Genomic DNA, 16,970 nt, shown 5'->3' on the forward strand with positions numbered 1-16,970 from the left:
ACGGCAGCCAGGCTCTCGTAAAAGTGCAGGTAGAGAGCCTTGTCGTGAGAGTCAACCGATGTTCCTCGACATCTTCGAGTCCGAGGTGTGTCCGTGTACAGTGAACGACGCCCCTGACCTGCAGAAAGCTGGCGGGGAGCCGTCTTTTAGGAGTCCAAAGTGCTGCGTACTTTGTTCAAGTCCAAGATCCACCGCGCCACCGTCACCCAGGCCGACCTGCACTACGTGGGATCGGTGACCATCGACGCGGACCTCCTCGACGCCGCCGACCTGCTCCCCGGCGAGCTCGTCCACATCGTCGACATCACCAACGGCGCCCGCCTGGAGACGTACGTCATCGAGGGGGAGCGCGGCTCGGGGGTCATCGGGATCAACGGTGCCGCCGCCCATCTCGTCCACCCCGGCGACCTGGTGATCATCATCAGCTACGCTCAGATGACCGACGCCGAGGCGCGGCAGTTCGAGCCCAGGGTCGTGCACGTGGACGGTGCCAACCGCATCGTGGCCCTGGGCGCCGACCCGTCCGAGCCGGTGCCGGGCTCCGACCAGGAGCGCAGCCCGCAGTCCGTGCCGGTGGCCTGACTGCACTCATCTTCGGCTCTTCAGCCTGACGACGGACCAGGAGCGTGCGTGGCATGAGCGAGACAGAGATCCGCGACGACCGGGCGGCGGGCCGCCTGGAGGCCCTCCAGGGGGACGAAGTCACCGGCCGCATCGAGTACTTCGTCCTCGAAGCCCCGGCACGCGCGCTCGTCCCCGTCCACACCGTCGTGGAACCCGCCCACGAGGGGAAGGGCATCGCGGGCTCCCTGGCACGCGAGCTGTACGGCATCGCGGCGCGCGAGGGAGTCGTCGTCGCGCCGCTGTGCCCGTACGTGGTGAAGTGGGCCGAACGCCACCCCGACGAGGCCCCGGCGGCCGACCCCGAGCTGCTGGAGGCGGCGAAGGACTGGCTGCGGGCGCACCCCGAGCGGTTCTGATGCTGGCCCTCCTGCACACCTCGCCCCTGCACATCCCGGTTTTCGACGCCCTGCGCGACGAGGACCACCAGGGCCTGCGCCTACGGCACTTCGTCGACGCGGAGCTGCTGGGCCGCGCCCGCCGCGAAGGCGCCGAATCCGTCACGGACGACGTCCGGGCGGCCCTCCGCCAGGCTGTCGCCCAGGGCGCGCGGGCCGTGCTGTGCACCTGCTCGACCATCGGCGGGATCGCGGAGGCGGCCGCCGCCGAGGCAGGCTTGCCGGTGCTGCGTGTGGACCGGCCGATGGCGGCGGCCGCCGTGGCCGAGGGAGCCCGGGTCGTCGTCCTTGCCACCGTGGAGAGCACGTTCGGTCCGACGGTCTCCCTGATCGAGGAGGAGGCCCGCCGTGCGGGGCGCCCCGTCGCGGTGCGGACCCGGCTCGTCGAGGGGGCGTGGGAGTGCTTCGACGCGGGTGACGTCGACGGTTGCGCACGTCTGGTGGCATCCGCGGCGGACGAGACCGAGGACGCCGACGTGATCGTCCTCGCCCAGGTCTCCATCGCCCCGGCTCAGCGGCTGACGACGACACCGGTGCCCGTACTGTCCAGCCCCCGCCCGGGGCTGGCCGCCGGAGCCGAGGCTCTGCACCCGCGGTAGGACCACCCGGCCGCCCGTGGTGACTCGGGTGAGTGACTGCCGGAGCGGCCCTCGGGTACGCGGGGGAGTAGTCCAGAGCCGACATGCACCGATGGGCTGGAGGACGCCATGACGACCCCGTACTCGGACCCGGTCCACCCGGACCCCGTCCATCCGAGCCCGACGCCGGGCCCACAGCCCCCCGAGCCCGGTCCCGGAGCCCGGCCCGTCACCGGTCCCGCCGGGACCCGAACCGGTACCGAACCCCGAGCCGGGACCGCCGCTCAGCCGATCCTGAGGTGGCAGCCGACGGTGAGGCCCCTCAGAGTGCCGCCCCCGGGGGCCCGCCCGTCGTTCCGCCGCGCGTCCCTCAGCCGGACACCTCCGACCGGTCCCCGCCCCACAGCGTGTGGAACGAGCCGTCCCGGTCGGTCCGCCGGTACGTGTGCGCTCCGAAGAAGTCCCGCTGCCCCTGCGTCAGCGCCGCGGGCAGCCGCTCGGCGCGCAGGGCGTCGTAGTAGGCGAGGGCCGCCGCGAAGCCCGGCGTCGGTACGCCCTGGCGGGTCGCCGCGATGATCACCTCACGCCAGTCGTCCTGCGCCGCGGCGATCTCCTGCGCGAACGTGTCGTCGGACAGCAGGCTCGGCAGATCGGCGCGCGCGTCGTACGCCGCGCGGATCCGGTCCAGGAACGCCGCCCGGATGATGCAGCCGCCGCGCCAGATCGCCGAGACGGCACCCAGGTCGATGTCCCAGTCGTACTCCGCGCGCGCCGCGTCGATCTCGTGGAAGCCCTGCGTGTACGACACGATCTTCGACGCGTACAGCGCCTGCTCGACCCGGTCGGCGAACGCCGCGGCCTCCGCCTCGCCCAGCGGCGTGGCCGTCGGGCCGGCCAGCCCGCGGGACGCGTCCCGCAGCGCCGCGTGCCCGGAGAGGGAGCGGGCGAAGACCGCCTCCGCGATCCCGGACACCGGCACGCCCAGGTCCAGGGCGATCTGCACGGTCCAGCGGCCCGTGCCCTTCTGCTCGGCCTGGTCGACGACCACGTCCACGAACGGCTTGCCCGTCGCGGCGTCGACGTGGGACAGCACCTCGGCGGTGATCTCGATCAGGTAGGAGTCCAGCCGGCCCCGGTTCCAGGTGCGGAAGATCTCCGCGATCTGGGCGGGCTCGTACCCGGCGACGTCCCGCAGCAGCTGGTACGCCTCGCCGATGAGCTGCATGTCGGCGTACTCGATGCCGTTGTGCACCATCTTCACGAAGTGCCCGGCACCGTCCGGACCGACGTGCGTCACACAGGGCGCCCCGTCCTGTGCCTTCGCGGAGATCTTCTCCAGCATGGGACCGAGAGAGTCGTACGACTCCTTCGGGCCACCCGGCATGATGCTCGGCCCGTGCAGCGCGCCCTCCTCGCCGCCCGAGACACCCATGCCGACGAAGTGGATGCCCTGCTCGCGCAGGTCACGCTCGCGGCGCCGGGTGTCGGCGAAGTGCGCGTTGCCACCGTCGATGATCATGTCGCCCGGCTCCAGCAGCGGCGCGAACTCCTGGATCACCGCGTCGGTCGGCTCACCGGCCTTCACCATGATGACCAGCCGCCGCGGCCGCTCCAGCGCCGCCACGAAGTCCTTGGCGGACTCGGCGGCGATGAACTCGCCCTCGCTCCCGAACTCCTCCACCAGCGCCCGCGTGCGCGCCGGCGTCCGGTTGTGCACCGCGACCGTGTAGCCGTTGCGGGCGAAGTTGCGGGCGAGATTGCGGCCCATGACCGCGAGACCCGTGACGCCGATCTGCGCCGAAGTGCTCATGCGTTGGCTCCTAGTGACCTCGATATAGCAGCGGTGCCGGTCATGCCCGCCAGTATTGCCCCATCGTCCATCCTGACGTGCCGGTTCTCCGGCCGCACACCCGGGGTGGCGCGATGTCGCGCAGGCAGATACGCACGGAAGGCCCCGGCGCACTCAGCCGTCCCGGAGCCCCTTTGAGCGCCGGGCAACGTGTGCCGGACACCGCGCGCCGGGCAACGTGCGCCGGGCAACGTGCGCCGGTTCCACGCCACTTGGCGTGAAGAGGCGGCCGAATTGCCGTCTTGTCATGGCCTGTTCGCAGCGCTTACTTTTGCCCCTCCTGACGCATGTCAATGGGGGGCTCCGTCATGGCCGTACGCGGTCGGCACCGCCGGTACCAGCCGAACAGGATCAACCGCGCCTCACTCACCGTCACCGCGGGCGGCGCCGGGATGGCGCTCCCGCTCATCGGCACCGGCACCGCACAGGCGGCCGACGTGAGCACCTGGAACAAGGTCGCCGCGTGCGAGTCGACCAGCAGGTGGGACGTCAACACCGGCAACGGCTACTACGGCGGACTGCAGTTCGCCCAGTCGACGTGGGAGGCGTACGGCGGCACGCGGTACGCGGGGCGCGCGGATCTGGCCACCAAGGACCAGCAGATCGCCGTCGCGGAGAAGGTGCTCGACGGGCAGGGGCCCGGCGCCTGGCCGGTGTGCTCGGTGCGGGCCGGGCTGACCCGGGGCGGGGACACGCCCGACATCCACCCCGCCGGCACCCGCGGCACCGACCGCAGCGCCCGGAAGACCTCGGTCCAGGACGTCCAGCCGCAGACCACGCCCCAGTCACGGGCCGGCACCGCCGAGATGTACACCGTGGTCCACGGCGACACCCTCTCCGGGATCGCCGAGTCACAGAAGGTCAGGGGCGGTTGGCGGGGCCTGTACGAGGCGAACCGCAAGACCGTCGGGGCGGACCCCGACCTGATCCTGCCGGGGCAGCGGCTCGCGGTGCGGGGGAAGTCCGCAGGGACGACGGCCCCACCGAAGTCCACCCCCGGGCCCTCGCCCGAGAAGACCTCTTCAAAGACGAAGACACCTTCAAAGACATCTTCGAAGACACCTTCGAAGACCTCTTCGGACCGGGACCAGAAGCGGCAGGAGCAGGCCACGACGACCAGCCGCTCGCTGGTCGCCCCGGTGAGCGCCGCTGCGGGCACCCCGTACCGCAAGGCCGGTTCGTCCTGGTCGAAGGGCTACCACACCGGTGTCGACTTCGCCGTCCCGACCGGCACGTCCGTGAAGTCCGTCGGGGCCGGGCAGGTCGTGAGCGCCGGCTGGAGCGGCTCCTTCGGCTACGAGGTGGTGATCCGGCACACCGACGGCCGCTACAGCCAGTACGCCCATCTCTCGGCGATCTCCGTCAAGGACGGGCAGTCGGTGGGGACGGGCCAGCGCATCGGACGGTCCGGGTCCACCGGCAACAGCACAGGCCCGCATCTGCACTTCGAGGTGCGGACGGGGCCCGGCTTCGGCTCGGACATCGACCCGGTGGCGTACCTCCGGGCCGGTGGCGTCAGGATTTGACGCGGATGCGGTGCCGGTCGAGGACCGGCGCGGGCACGTAGGGGCCGCCGTAGAAGGGGCCGTACAGGTTCGGCGGCCCGCTCGCGGGGTGCGGCGGCTCGCCGTCCTCGTAGACGCCCTCCGCGACCTGGGCCGGTATGAGGATGCCGTCGAGCCTGTCCGGTACGACGATCTCCTCCCGGTCCGGTACCAGGGCCTCCTCGCGGGGCATCGCGTCGGCCGGCGCCGGAAGGCCGTCGAGCAGTTCCCCGGCCGGCACCCCAGGCGTGACCGGCTCGGGCAGGGAGGTCAGGGGCCCCGCCTCGGGCAGAGCCGGCGCGGTCACCGTATCCGTGCGCGCGATCCGCTCCGTCGTCAGCAGGATCAGGCCACCCGCCGCCACCACACCGCAGCCCAGGGCGAGCACGGTGCCCGTGGTGCCGTAGCGGAAAGTCTCGCCGAACATCGTGATGCCGACCGCGGCCGCGACGACCGGGTTCACGACCGTGAGCGTGGCCAGCGGCGCCGCGAGTCCCGCGCCCCGGTAGGCGGCCTGGGACAGCAGCAGACCGGCCGTCGCGAAGACGCCTATCGTCGCCAGGGCGGGCACGTCGGCCATCGACACGCCGCCGTTCCAGTCCACCGCGACGACCTTCGTGAACACCGAGGACATGCCGAAGGCTATGCCGGACCCGGTCGCGAGCAGCATGCTGCGCACCGCCGGGTGACGGTGGGCCGCACGGCCCGCGACCATCAGCGTCACCACGATGGCGCCGGTCACCAGGGCCACGCCCGCCCGCTCGGCCGTGGCCAGCGACTGCGACTCCGAGGAGCCGACCAGGGACAGCAGGCCGGCGAGACCCACGGTCGCCATGATCGCGCCCCGCCACGCCGTCGACCCGGCCTTGCGGCCCACGAACAGCGCCGCCATCGGCAGCGCGAACACGATCGTCAGAGCACCCAGCGGCTGCACCAGACTCAGCGGTCCGAAAGCCAGCGCCACCACGTGCAGCAGCCCGCCGAGGCCGTTCAGCGCGACCGCCGCCCACCAGCCCGGCCGACGCATCGGCGCGAACTGCTGTCCCGGCGAGGACACCGCGACGCGCTCCTGTACGATCGCCCCGCCCGCGTACGCGACCGCGGAGACGAGCGACAGAAGCACGGACAACGCGAGGGCGCTCATGAGCTGCTCCTCTGCGTGAGGCGGGGGCGGTGACCCCGGCGTGGCGAACGGTCGGCCTTCATAATCAACACGATGCCTCGAAAAGCTCTTCCCGTCGTCGTACCAGAGCACGCACCTTGTCGTACTGCCGATGGAGTACTGCGGCGGCGGTCTCATCCCCCAGGCGGGTGACCCCGGGTGGAGACCCCCAGGTGAAAACCCCGACGGGCCTTGGTACTACTGCTCTTCGTGGACTTCGACCCCGATCTCGCCGCGCTCCGGCCGCTCGGCGGCTTCTTCGTACTACGCACGGCAGGGGCAGCTCTTCGGCCACTCCCGACCCTGGCGCAGGCATACGGAGAACCCCCGTCGGACGCTTCCCTGTCGGACCCTCAGGGAAGTCCCCTGGGCTTCCGCGTCCGGAAAGTCGCGCACGCCCTGCGTGCCCCCGAGCCGCGGATCGCCGCCTCCGTCGCCCAGCAGGGCCTCGCGGCCCGGCTGTGGTCGGTGACGCTCGGCTGCGCCGTCCTCTACGGCCGCGTCCCCGACCTCGACCCGCGCCTGCTGCGCTGGGATCCCGACGGCAGCGCCCCCGACGACCTGTGGCTCACCGAGCTGCACCCGATGCCCGCGGACCCGGCGATCATCGCGGACGTCGTGCTGCACGCCCACCTGGAACCACTGACCGCCGCCCTGCACACCCGCTACCGGGTCGCCGCCGGCCTGCTGTGGGGCAACGCGGGGTCGGCGCTCGCGGGCGCGGCCCGGCAGCTGGACCAGTGGGCGCGCGCGGCCGGCCGTACGGACGCAGCCGCCCGCACCCGCGCCCTGACCGCGGAACTCTTCGGCCACTCCCTCCTCGCCGGCACCGGCACCCTCACCGGGACCGCGTTCCGGCGCCGCAGCTGCTGCCTCTACTACCGGGTACCGGGCGGCGGCGTGTGCGGCGACTGTTGCTTCACACGAGCACCGCGCTCTTCCCCACACGCCACATCTGGGTGACCATGAAAGGGCAACCAGCCGCTGAGAACAGGGGGTTCCGGGTGCGTGTGGGACTGCTGACCCGGGAGTACCCGCCGGATGTGTACGGCGGCGCGGGTGTCCATGTCGAGTTCCTCGCCCGGGAGTTGAGGGATCTCGTCGACCTCGAGGTGCACTGCTGGGGCGAGGGCCGCGCGGTCGGCGTGCAGCGCCACCGCCCCTGGTCCGCGCTCGACACCTCCAACGACGCATTGCGCACCTTCTCCGTGGACCTGGCCATGGCCGCCGGACTCGAAGGCTGCCAACTCGTCCACTCCCATACCTGGTACGCCAACCTCGCCGGCCACCTGGGCAAGCTCCTGTACGGCATCCCGCATGTGATGACCGCACACTCCCTGGAGCCCCTGCGCCCCTGGAAGGCCGAGCAACTCGGCGGCGGATACGCCCTGTCGAGCTGGGCCGAGCGCACCGCGATCGAGGCCGCCGACGGGGTGATCGCCGTCTCCGGGGCGATGCGCGAGGACATCCTCGGCTGCTATCCCGCGCTGGACCCGGCCAGGGTCCACGTCGTCCACAACGGCATCGACACCACTCTCTACCGGCCCGACCACCGCACCGACGTCCTCGCGCGCTTCGGCCTCGACGCCGACCGCCCGTATGTGCTGTTCGTCGGCCGCATCACCCGCCAGAAGGGCGTGCCCCATCTGCTGCGCGCGGTACGGGACATCGACCCGGCCGCACAGGTCGTGCTCTGCGCCGGCGCGCCCGACACCCCCGAGATCGACCAGGAGTTCCGCGACCTCTACCAGGAGCTGAGCCGGGTCCGCGAGGGCGTGCACTGGATCCCGCAGATGCTGCCGCGCCCGGAAGTGATCCAACTCCTCACCCACGCCGCCGTGTTCGTCTGCCCTTCGGTGTACGAGCCCCTCGGCATCGTCAACCTGGAGGCGATGGCCTGCGGAACTCCCGTGGTGGCCTCGCAGGTCGGCGGCATCCCCGAGGTCGTCGACGACGGCAAGACCGGTCTGCTCGTCCCGCTGGACGACGACGTCGAGGTATTCGAGGCCGGCCTCGCGCGGGCCCTGGACTCGGTGATCGGCGACCCGGAGACCGCCCGCCGGATGGGCGACGCCGGACGGGAGCGCGCGGTAGGGGAGTTCGGCTGGGACGCGGTGGCCCGGCGGACGGCCCTGCTCTACGGGGAGATCCTCAAACAGGCTTAGCGCGCGTTGCTCAGGGGCAGGCTGGGACCAACCAGGGTGAGGGGAGCGGCCATGCGTCGTGGCGGACCTTCGGTGCTCGGAATCGTACTGGCGGGCGGAGAAGGCAAGCGCCTGATGCCGCTGACCGCGGACCGCGCGAAACCCGCGGTCACCTTCGGAGGAACGTATCGCCTGGTCGATTTCGTCCTCTCCAACCTCGTCAACGCCGACATCCTGCGCATCTGCGTCCTCACGCAGTACAAGTCGCACTCGCTGGACCGGCACATCACCACGACCTGGCGGATGTCCAGCCTGCTCGGCAACTACGTCACCCCGGTCCCGGCCCAGCAGCGCCTCGGCCCGCGCTGGTACCTGGGCAGCGCCGACGCGATCCTCCAGTCCCTGAACCTGGTCTACGACGAACGCCCCGAGTACGTCGCGGTGTTCGGCGCCGACCACGTGTACCGCATGGACCCGCGCCAGATGCTCGCCCAGCACATCGAGAGCGGCGCGGGCGTGACGGTGGCGGGCATCCGCGTGCCGCGGGGCGAGTCGTCGTCCTTCGGCGTGATCAGCCCGGGCTCGGACGGCCTCACCGTGGAGCGCTTCCTGGAGAAGCCCGCCGACCCGCCCGGCCTGCCGGGCGACCCGGAGTGCGTGTTCGCCTCGATGGGCAACTACATCTTCACCACCAAGGCCCTCATCGAGGCGCTCCAGCGGGACGCCGAGGACGAGAACTCCGTGCACGACATGGGCGGTTCGATCCTGCCGCAGCTCACCGGCCGGGGCGAGGCCCAGCTCTACGACTTCAGCGCCAACCACGTCCCCGGCGAGACCAACCGGGACCGCGGCTACTGGCGGGACGTCGGCACCCTGGACGCGTACTACGACGCCCACATGGACCTGATCGCCGAGCGCCCCGCCTTCAACCTCTACAACCGCAGCTGGCCCATCTACACCCACTCCAACCAGCTCTCCCCGGCCCGCTTCAACGCGGGCGGCATGGCCAGCGAGTCCATCATCAGCGCCGGGTGCCTCATCCGCGGCCAGGTCACGCGGTCCGTGCTGTCGCCGGGGGTGGTGGTCGACCCGGGGGCCGTGGTGCAGGGGGCGGTGCTGCACGACAACGTGCGCATCGGGCGGGGCGCGGTGGTACGGGGAGCCGTGCTCGACAAGAACGTCGAGGTGCCCCCGGGCGCGACGATCGGCGTCAACCCGGAGCGGGACGCGGAGCTGTACACCGTCTCCAAGGGCGGGGTGATCGCGCTGGGGAAGGGGCAGCGGGTCCCGTAGCAGGCGCGAGGTGACACAGAGACCGGCGTGAGTCCCGTCCCGTCGTGGGGCGGGACTCTTGTCGTGCGCCTCTTGTGACGCCCCGGCAAGCGCCTGAAGCTGAACTTCGGCGCCGTCGACTGGCGGGCCGAGGTGTACGTCAACGGCACCAAGGTCACCGAGCACACCGGCGGCTACGACAAGTTCGGCGCCGACAGCACCGACGCGCTGAAGCCCGGCCGCACCCAGGGGCTGATCGTCGGCGTCTACGACCCGACCGACGCGGCTAACGGCGAGAACCCCCTGCTCGGCAAGCAGCGCCTGGACCCGAGCGGCATCTGGTACACCCCGTCCTCCGGCATCTGGCAGACGGTGTGGCTGGAGCCGATGGCCCCGGACCATGTGGACGGGCTCAAGCTCACCCCCGACGTCGGACGGCCGCTGACCCTGACCATCCCCGATCCGCACCTGTGGTCGCCCGACGGCCCCTTCCTGTACGACCTGAAGGTGACTGTCGGCACCGACCGCGTCGGCAGCTACTTCGGGATGCGCTCGATCGCTGTGGAGAAGGTGAACGGCGTGCCGCGCACCGTCCTCAACGGGAGCCGATCTTCCTGATGGCCACTCTCGACCAGAGCTTCTGGCCGGACGGCCTGCCCGGCCCGGTTGTACCAGCTGCGGTCGACTGGAGGACCCTCTGCGCCAAGCCGGACCGCTGGTTCCACTGGGCCGACCGGCTGGGCCTGCTGGTGTGGCAGGACATGCCCGCGATGACCGCCGGGGTGGACCCGGGCGCCGAGGCGCGTGCCTCGTCGACCCCGCGACCTACTCCGACGACTACCTCACCAAGTTCGACGAGGTGCGCGCCGCCCTGGTCTGCCGGGACGGCAAGGGTGCCGTGTACACCCAGATCACGGACGTCGAGGATGAGCCGAACGGGCTCCTGACCTATGACCGTGCCGTGCTCGAACCGGACGCGGAACGGCTCAGGTCCGCTCATGAGGCGCTCATCCGTGACGCCTCCCGGGTGACACCGTCGGGATGCCCGGTGCCGCTACCCGTGCTGAAGTGACCTCATATGCACCATGAGTCCCGCCCCTTTCGTAAGGGGCGGGACTTAATCTGCCGTTAACTGAGCGTAGCTTGATCGTACTTGACTGTAATCGCCAGAGGGCGATTGACTGCTGGTCCACCCTTCGTCGACGCGAGGCAAGCCATTGACTTCCGACCTGCTCGCACCTCTCGACCTGGCGTTCTGGAACATCGAGTCCGCGGAACACCCCATGCACCTGGGCGCGCTGGGCGTCTTCACCGCGCACTCGCCCACCGCCGGCGCCCACGCGGCCGACCTGCTCGCCGCGCGCGCCGCCGCTGTGCCAGGACTGCGGATGCGGATCCGGGACGCCTGGCAGCCGGTCGGCCTCCTCCAGCCGTTCTCGTTCGGCGGTGCCACCCGCGAGCCCGTCCCCGACTTCGATCCGCTCGACCATGTGCGGCTGCATGCCCCGACCGCCGACTTCCAGGCGGTGGCGGGCCGGCTCATGGAGCGCCCGCTGGAGCGCGGCCGGCCGCCGTGGGAGGCTCATGTGCTGCCGGGGGAGGACGGCGTGTCGTTCGCCGTGCTCTTCAAGTTCCACCACGCCCTCGCCGACGGACTGCGGGCGCTGACCCTCGCCGCCGCCGTCCTGGACCCCATGGACATGCCGGCGCGCAAGCCTCGCCCCGAGGCGCCCCGGGGCGGCCGCCTTCCGGATGTGCGCAGCCTGCCGGGGCTGGTGCGGGGCGCCCTGTCCGACGTCGGCCGCGCCCTCGACATCGGCGCCTCCGTCGCCGTATCGACCCTGGGGATGCGCTCGTCGTCCGCGCTGACCGCCGAGCCGAGCGGCACCCGCCGCACCGCCGGAGTCGTCGTCGACATCGATGACGTGCACGTGGTCCGCAAGGCTGTCGGCGGCACCGTCAACGACGTCCTGATCGCCGTCGTCGCGGGTGCCCTGCGCCGCTGGCTCGACGAGCGCGGCGACGGCAGCGAGGGCGTCGCGCCGCGCGCCCTGATCCCCGTCTCCAAGCGTCGGCCCCGCACCGCGCACCCTCAGGGCAACCGGCTCTCGGGTTACCTGATACGGCTTCCGGTCGACGACCCCGATCCGCTGCGCCGCCTCGCCACGGTCCGTACGGCCATGGACCGCAACAAGAACGCCGGCCCCAACCGGGGCGCGGGCGCCGTCGCCCTGCTCGCCGACCACGTCCCGGCGCTCGGCCACCGGCTCGGCGGACCGCTGGTCGGCCAGGCCGCCCGGCTCTGGTTCGACATCCTGGTCACCAGCGTGCCGCTGCCCGGTGTCGCCCTGAAGCTCGGCGGCCACCAGGTCACCGAGGTCTTCCCGTTCGCCCCGCTGGCCCGTGGCCAGTCCCTGGCGATCGCGATCTCGACGTACCGCGGGCGCGTCCACTACGGGCTCGTCGCCGACGCCGAGGCCGTACCGGATCTCGACGTGCTGGCCGCGGCCGTGACCGAGGAGGTGCGGTCCCTGATCGCCGCCTGCGCTCCCTGAGCCCCGCTTCTCCGGGATTCTTCGCCGGATTTTGGAGGAGTGGCCCGGCGCTCCGTAGAATTCCGCGTTCGAAAGCAGGCGCGGTCGGAGCGCCGCGCGGGTGATCAGGGAAGCGGCAGCGCGATGACGGTGACAGAGGAAGGCCCGGCGGCCACGGACGAGGTCGTGCACGAGGCCGGTGACGAGGTCGTCTACGGCCCCGGCATCGACCCGGAGCGGCTGGCCGTCTGCCTCAGTGTGCTCGACGAGCTCGACAAGCTGGAGGTCGACCACCCCGACGCGATCGCCGTGCGCCGGGCCACCGCCGGCGTCTACCGCACCGTCAAGCAGCGCCGCCGCCAGGAGCGCCGGGCCGCCAAGACCGCGCACGACAAGGCGGTCACGGAGGCCACGGCGACCGGCTCCGCCCAGCGCATCGACGACGAGACCGAGGGCCTCCTCCCGTCGTCGGCGACGGAGGAGGGCAGGATCGCGGGGATACTCCAGCGCCCGCGCTCCTGCTACACCTGCAAGACCCGGTACGTGGAGGTCGACTACTTCTACCACCAGCTCTGTCCGGACTGCGCCCGTGTGAACCGCGAGCGGCGGGACGTCCGAGCCGACCTCACCGGCAAGCGCGCCCTGCTCACCGGCGGCCGCGCCAAGATCGGCATGTACATCGCGCTGCGGCTGCTGCGCGACGGCGCGCACACGACGATCACCACGCGCTTCCCGAAGGACGCCATCCGCCGCTTCAAGGCGATGGACGACTCCGGCGACTGGATGCACCGCCTGGAGGTCGTCGGCATCGACCTGCGCGACCCGGCCCAGGCCGTGGCCCTCGCCGACCAGGTCGCCGAGGCGGGCCCGCTCGACATCCTCGTCAACAACGCGACGCAGACCGTACGCCGGCTGCCCTCCGCCTACGCCGCCCTGGTCGACGGCGAGAGCGCCCCGCTGCCCGCCGGTGAGCTCCCCGCCCACCACGTCATCGGCGCCTTCGGCTCCGGCGCGGTCGACGGCCTCGCCGCGCTGCCCCTCGGCACCAGCGGCCTCGACGCCCAGAAGGTCGCCGACCTCGCCCTGGTCGCGGGCAACGCGAGCGTCGCCCGGCACCTCGACGGCACGGCGATCGACGCGGGTGGTCTCGTCCCCGACGTCGTCGACAGCAACACCTGGGTGCAGACCATCGAGCAGATCTCCCCGGTGGAGCTCCTGGAGACCCAGCTGTGCAACTACACGGCGCCGTTCATCCTGATCAGCAAGTTGCGGCCGGCGATGGCCGAGGCCGCGAAGAAGGCGACGAGCGGGCGCGCGTACGTCGTGAACGTCTCCGCGATGGAGGGCGTCTTCGGGCGGGGCTACAAGGGTGCGGGCCATCCGAACACGAATGCCGCCAAGGCCGCGATGAACATGGTCACGCGGACCAGCGCGCAGGAGATGTTCCAGAGCGACGGCATCCTGATGACGTCCGTCGACACCGGCTGGATCACGGACGAGCGGCCTCACTTCGACAAGCTGCGGCTCGCGGAGGAGGGGTTCCACGCGCCGCTGGATCTGGTGGACGGGGCGGCTCGGGTGTACGACCCGATCGTGCGCGGTGAGGCGGGCGAGGATCTGTACGGGGTGTTCCTGAAGGATTACGCGCCGGGTAAGTGGTAGGCCCCTACCGGGGTGGGGTGATCAGGTCGGTGGGAGGGCGCGGGATGTTGGGGGCTGGTCGCGCCCACGCGGCGGAGCCGCATATCGATACAGCCCCGCGCCCCTAGGTCGGTCGGCGTGCCCGTAGGTGTTCATGCACCGTGTAGGCCTGGGAAGCGTGTGCACCCCGCACCCGCGTCCCCCCGTCCACCAGCAGATCCGCCCCCGTCACCCACTCCGCGGCGTCCGACGCCAGCCATACCGCCGCCCGCGCCACGTCGTCCGGCTCCCCGATCCGACCCAGCGGCAGCCCCGCCGCCACCTCCTCCTCACTCCGTTCCCATACGAACCGTGCCATCTCCGTGCGGACCAGCCCGGGGGAGACGGAATTGACCCGTACCTTCGGGGCCAGTTCCCCCGCCAGCTGCCGGGTCAGGTGGAGGAGTGCCGCCTTGCTGGTGCCGTAGGCGCCGATGTGAGGGCCGACGTGGGCGGCGCCCTCGGTGCAGACGTTGATCACCGCGCCGCCGTGTTCGCGCATCCAGGACCGCCAGGCGCACTGGACGAGCCGCAGCGGGGCCTCGACGTTCACGGTGAAGGCATCGCGCCACGCCACGGGGTCGACGTCCATGAGCGGGCCGTAGGGCAGGTTCGTCGCCGCGTTGTTCACGACCACGTCGATCCGGCCGAACTCGCGCAAGGTCAGGTCCACGATCGCCCGCAGATGATCCGGGTCGGCCACGCTGCCGGCCGCCCCGACCCCGCGCAGCTCGGCAGCCGTGCGCCGCACCTCGTCGGCGTCCCGCGCGGTCACGCACACGAGGGCACCGGCCTGCGCCAGGTGCTCGGCGACCGCTCGGCCGATGCCGCGCGTACCGCCCGTGACGACGGCGGCCCTGCCCCGGAGCGCGTACGACGACGTCATCGCCGTACCGTCTCATGACGGGCCGTCAGTCAACAGCCCCGAGACGCGAGTTCCGTGCCGCCACCAGTTCCAGGACCGTGCGCCAGTCCTCCAGGACCCCGGCGTCGAATCCGGTGGCCCGGCTCTCCTCGATCGCGAGGCGCAGGCGCAGCGCGTCCTCGTCGGTGCCGGGGTCGCGGCGGCGCACGAGGCGGTGGACGCGTTCGCCGAGCAGCGGCCGTACGGCTTCGGCCGCGTGCTCGGTGCGGCGGATGTCGTCGCCGGGGCACAGCAGCTGCCCGATGTCGTGCACCAGGCCCGCCACTTGGAGTTCCTTGTCGGCGGGGCGGCTGCGGCGCAGCAGCGCGGCGGTCCGTAGCGCTGCCGCGTGCGGGCAGGCGTACAGCAGATCCATCAGCTCTTCGACACTGCGCAGCTCCATGCGTCAGTCCTCCCGCCGGACAAGCCGTTGCCGTCTGTCAGCAGATCATGGCCGCCTTGCGAATCGGCCAACGGGACTTGAACTGCGCGGCGTGCCCGTGTCCTGCGCCGGGCGCGGGGCGGCTGTTGAGCTGAACGAGTGACGAGTAAATGCCGTAATTCATAGTAAAGAAGGGCATGTGAGGCAGGTGAAAACCGGTCGACTCCGGATAGTTACACCTTGTTTGCAGCCCCATCGAGCGGGTACCCGCTCATTTGGTTAATCTGTAGCGGACGGACAGCACTACAGGGTCCCAACCCACACCCATGGTCCGTCCCGGGACATGCCGGTGCACAACGGCCTGCTCTCCGACCAGTACACCGGCGCCACCGCGTCCGAGCCGACTTTGAGTAAGACCCGAGCGGGCGTCAGGTACCGGACCGCAGACTGGACCGGCCCCGCCCCGAGGGTGATCCGACACATAAGGAGTGCGCGGTGACACCTGAGAAGACGAATCGCGAGCAGCGCCCCAAGGAACGCACGGAGCGCGCGGGCCGCCGGTCCAAGGAGATCGGCAGTCTCGATGTGTGGGCCAGGTCCGCCCCCATCCGCCTGGCCGGCTACGAGGACGACCTCGCCGAGCCCCACATCCTGCCCAGCGTCGACTGACGGGCCGACCGACGGGGCAGACCCTTCGCGATCGCCGAAAGCATGGGCGTGCGAGACTCGCGCCCATGCTGATCAGAGAAGCCGCGGCCGACGACTGGCCGCGGATTTGGCCTTTCTGGCACCGGATCGTCTCCGCCGGCGAGACCTACGCATGGGATCCGGACACCTCCGAGGACGCCGCCCGGGCGTTGTGGATGAACCCGGCCAAACGCGTCTACGTCGTCGAGGACGACGCCGGAAGGGTCGTCGCCTCCGCCTACGTCACCCCCAACTACGGCGGCCCCGCCGCCCGTATCGCCAACGCCGGATTCATGGTCGACCCCGACCACGGAGGGCGCGGCATCGGCCGTGCCCTCGCCGAGCACCTGCTGGCCGCGGCCAAGGCCGACGGCTACCGGGGCATGGTCTTCAACGCGGTCGTCGAGACCAACCCGGCCGTCGGACTGTGGACCTCCCTCGGCTTCACGATTCTCGGCACGGTCCCGGACGCGTACGACCATCCCCGGCACGGGCGCGTGGGTCTGCACATCATGTACCGGGCACTCTAGCCGGTTCGACTTCGGATTTAGCTGCCTCCCTTTACACCCTCCGTGTTTGCCTAAGTGGTTTAGGTGGATGCATAATCGCTTCTGGCGAACGGAGGACTACTGTGGCGCGCGTAGGACTGACCACGGAACGCCTGGTCCGGGCAGGTGCGGAGCTGGCCGACGAGGTCGGCTTCGAGCAGGTGACCGTGTCGGAGCTCGCCCGGCGGTTCGAGGTCAAGGTCGCGAGCCTGTACTCGCATGTGAAGAGCTCGCAGGACCTCAAGACGCGGATCGCCCTGTTCGCACTGGAGGAGCTGGCCGACCGGGCCGCCGACGCCATCGCGGGGCGGGCCGGCAAGGACGCCCTGGTCGCCTTCGCCGACGTCTACCGTGACTACGGCCGCGAGCACCCCGGCCGGGCCGCCGCCGCGCGGATGCGGCTCGACCCCGAGACGGCCGCCGCCAGTGCGGGCGTCCGGCACGCGCAGATGACCCGGGCGATCCTGCGCGGCTACGACCTGACGGAGCCGGACGCGACCCACGCCGTGCGGCTGCTGGGCAGCGTCTTTCACGGCTACGCCAGCCTGGAGGTGGCGGGCGGCTTCAGCCACAGCGCCCCCGACTCCCAGGAGACCTGGACCCGGATCCTCGACGCCCTCGACGCCCTGCTGCGCAACTGGCCCAGTGAGCCCACCCTTTGACGACA

The 16,970-nt window shown here is 71.3% G+C and carries 16 protein-coding genes and 1 pseudogene; 13 read left to right on the top strand and 4 right to left on the bottom strand.

Going from position 1 to position 16,970, the window contains the following annotated elements; all coding sequences use genetic code 11:
• The first annotated feature begins 159 nt into the window (after positions 1 to 159).
• Genes panD through ADK36_RS16800 form a run of 3 tightly spaced genes read left to right on the top strand, consistent with a single transcriptional unit; the run spans position 160 to position 1,618 of the window.
• On the top strand, positions 160 to 582 hold the full coding sequence (gene panD / locus ADK36_RS16790) for an aspartate 1-decarboxylase (protein ID WP_048580060.1): 423 nt from the start codon (positions 160 to 162) through the stop codon (positions 580 to 582).
• A gap of 53 nt (positions 583 to 635) precedes the next feature.
• Positions 636 to 980 carry a GNAT family N-acetyltransferase gene (locus tag ADK36_RS16795; RefSeq protein WP_048580061.1) on the top strand — a complete coding sequence of 115 codons (345 nt, stop codon included), beginning with the start codon at positions 636 to 638 and terminating at the stop codon, positions 978 to 980.
• Positions 980 to 1,618, top strand: coding sequence for an aspartate/glutamate racemase family protein (locus tag ADK36_RS16800; RefSeq protein ID WP_048580062.1), 639 nt, complete (start codon positions 980 to 982; stop codon positions 1,616 to 1,618). The genes ADK36_RS16795 and ADK36_RS16800 overlap by 1 nt, the downstream gene beginning before the upstream one ends.
• Positions 1,619 to 1,967: 349 nt before the next feature.
• Here the strand turns inward: ADK36_RS16800 and gndA are convergent, their stop codons facing one another.
• Positions 1,968 to 3,407: an NADP-dependent phosphogluconate dehydrogenase gene (gndA, locus tag ADK36_RS16805; RefSeq protein WP_053198085.1), complete on the bottom strand. Its 1,440-nt coding sequence runs from the start codon at positions 3,405 to 3,407 to the stop codon at positions 1,968 to 1,970.
• Positions 3,408 to 3,754: 347 nt separating this feature from the next.
• On the opposite strand from gndA, the gene ADK36_RS16810 reads away from it, so the two are divergent.
• A complete protein-coding gene (locus tag ADK36_RS16810) occupies positions 3,755 to 4,972 on the top strand; it encodes a transglycosylase family protein (RefSeq protein WP_048580139.1) in 1,218 nt (405 codons plus the stop codon).
• Here ADK36_RS16810 and ADK36_RS16815 read toward each other — a convergent pair.
• Positions 4,962 to 6,134: a DMT family transporter gene (locus tag ADK36_RS16815; RefSeq protein WP_053198086.1), complete on the bottom strand. Its 1,173-nt coding sequence runs from the start codon at positions 6,132 to 6,134 to the stop codon at positions 4,962 to 4,964. The two genes, ADK36_RS16810 and ADK36_RS16815, sit on opposite strands and share 11 nt — an antisense overlap.
• Before the next feature lie 210 nt (positions 6,135 to 6,344).
• Here ADK36_RS16815 and ADK36_RS16820 point away from each other — a divergent pair, with 210 nt between their 5' ends.
• The 6 genes and pseudogenes from ADK36_RS16820 to ADK36_RS16850 all read left to right on the top strand — a co-directional run bounded on the left by ADK36_RS16820 (position 6,345) and on the right by ADK36_RS16850 (position 13,764).
• The gene (locus ADK36_RS16820) at positions 6,345 to 7,115 is read left to right on the top strand and encodes a (2Fe-2S)-binding protein (RefSeq protein WP_048580065.1); all 771 of its coding nucleotides are present in this window, start codon (positions 6,345 to 6,347) and stop codon (positions 7,113 to 7,115) included.
• A gap of 41 nt (positions 7,116 to 7,156) precedes the next feature.
• On the top strand, positions 7,157 to 8,317 hold the full coding sequence (gene glgA, locus ADK36_RS16825; RefSeq protein ID WP_048580066.1) for a glycogen synthase: 1,161 nt from the start codon (positions 7,157 to 7,159) through the stop codon (positions 8,315 to 8,317).
• A 51-nt stretch (positions 8,318 to 8,368) separates the two neighbouring features.
• On the top strand, positions 8,369 to 9,589 hold the full coding sequence (glgC, locus tag ADK36_RS16830) for a glucose-1-phosphate adenylyltransferase (RefSeq protein ID WP_048580067.1): 1,221 nt from the start codon (positions 8,369 to 8,371) through the stop codon (positions 9,587 to 9,589).
• 84 nt (positions 9,590 to 9,673) lie between these two features.
• Positions 9,674 to 10,640: pseudogene (locus ADK36_RS46320) on the top strand (hypothetical protein); the annotation flags it as partial.
• 145 nt (positions 10,641 to 10,785) lie between these two features.
• Positions 10,786 to 12,123, top strand: coding sequence for a wax ester/triacylglycerol synthase family O-acyltransferase (locus ADK36_RS16845; RefSeq protein ID WP_048580068.1), 1,338 nt, complete (start codon positions 10,786 to 10,788; stop codon positions 12,121 to 12,123).
• 123 nt (positions 12,124 to 12,246) lie between these two features.
• Positions 12,247 to 13,764, top strand: a complete 1,518-nt coding sequence (locus ADK36_RS16850) for an SDR family oxidoreductase (protein ID WP_048580069.1) — start codon at positions 12,247 to 12,249, stop codon at positions 13,762 to 13,764.
• A gap of 103 nt (positions 13,765 to 13,867) precedes the next feature.
• Here ADK36_RS16850 and ADK36_RS16855 read toward each other — a convergent pair whose 3' ends face one another.
• Both ADK36_RS16855 and ADK36_RS16860 read right to left on the bottom strand, forming a co-directional pair.
• Complete coding sequence (locus ADK36_RS16855) at positions 13,868 to 14,668, bottom strand: SDR family oxidoreductase (RefSeq protein WP_053198088.1); 801 nt, start codon at positions 14,666 to 14,668, stop codon at positions 13,868 to 13,870.
• A 25-nt stretch (positions 14,669 to 14,693) separates the two neighbouring features.
• Positions 14,694 to 15,089, bottom strand: coding sequence for a hypothetical protein (locus tag ADK36_RS16860; RefSeq protein ID WP_053198091.1), 396 nt, complete (start codon positions 15,087 to 15,089; stop codon positions 14,694 to 14,696).
• A gap of 474 nt (positions 15,090 to 15,563) precedes the next feature.
• Here ADK36_RS16860 and ADK36_RS47955 point away from each other — a divergent pair, with 474 nt between their 5' ends.
• The 3 genes from ADK36_RS47955 (at position 15,564) to ADK36_RS16875 (ending at position 16,965) form a co-directional block, all read left to right on the top strand.
• The gene (locus ADK36_RS47955) at positions 15,564 to 15,737 is read left to right on the top strand and encodes a hypothetical protein (protein WP_107086874.1); all 174 of its coding nucleotides are present in this window, start codon (positions 15,564 to 15,566) and stop codon (positions 15,735 to 15,737) included.
• A 65-nt stretch (positions 15,738 to 15,802) separates the two neighbouring features.
• Positions 15,803 to 16,285 carry a GNAT family N-acetyltransferase gene (locus tag ADK36_RS16870; protein WP_048580073.1) on the top strand — a complete coding sequence of 161 codons (483 nt, stop codon included), beginning with the start codon at positions 15,803 to 15,805 and terminating at the stop codon, positions 16,283 to 16,285.
• Positions 16,286 to 16,386: 101 nt separating this feature from the next.
• A complete protein-coding gene (locus ADK36_RS16875; protein WP_048580074.1) occupies positions 16,387 to 16,965 on the top strand; it encodes a TetR/AcrR family transcriptional regulator in 579 nt (192 codons plus the stop codon).
• The last annotated feature ends 5 nt before the right edge of the window (positions 16,966 to 16,970 follow it).

The organism is Streptomyces viridochromogenes (assembly GCF_001270495.1).
GTDB classification, from domain to species: Bacteria; Actinomycetota; Actinomycetes; order Streptomycetales; family Streptomycetaceae; genus Streptomyces; species Streptomyces viridochromogenes_A.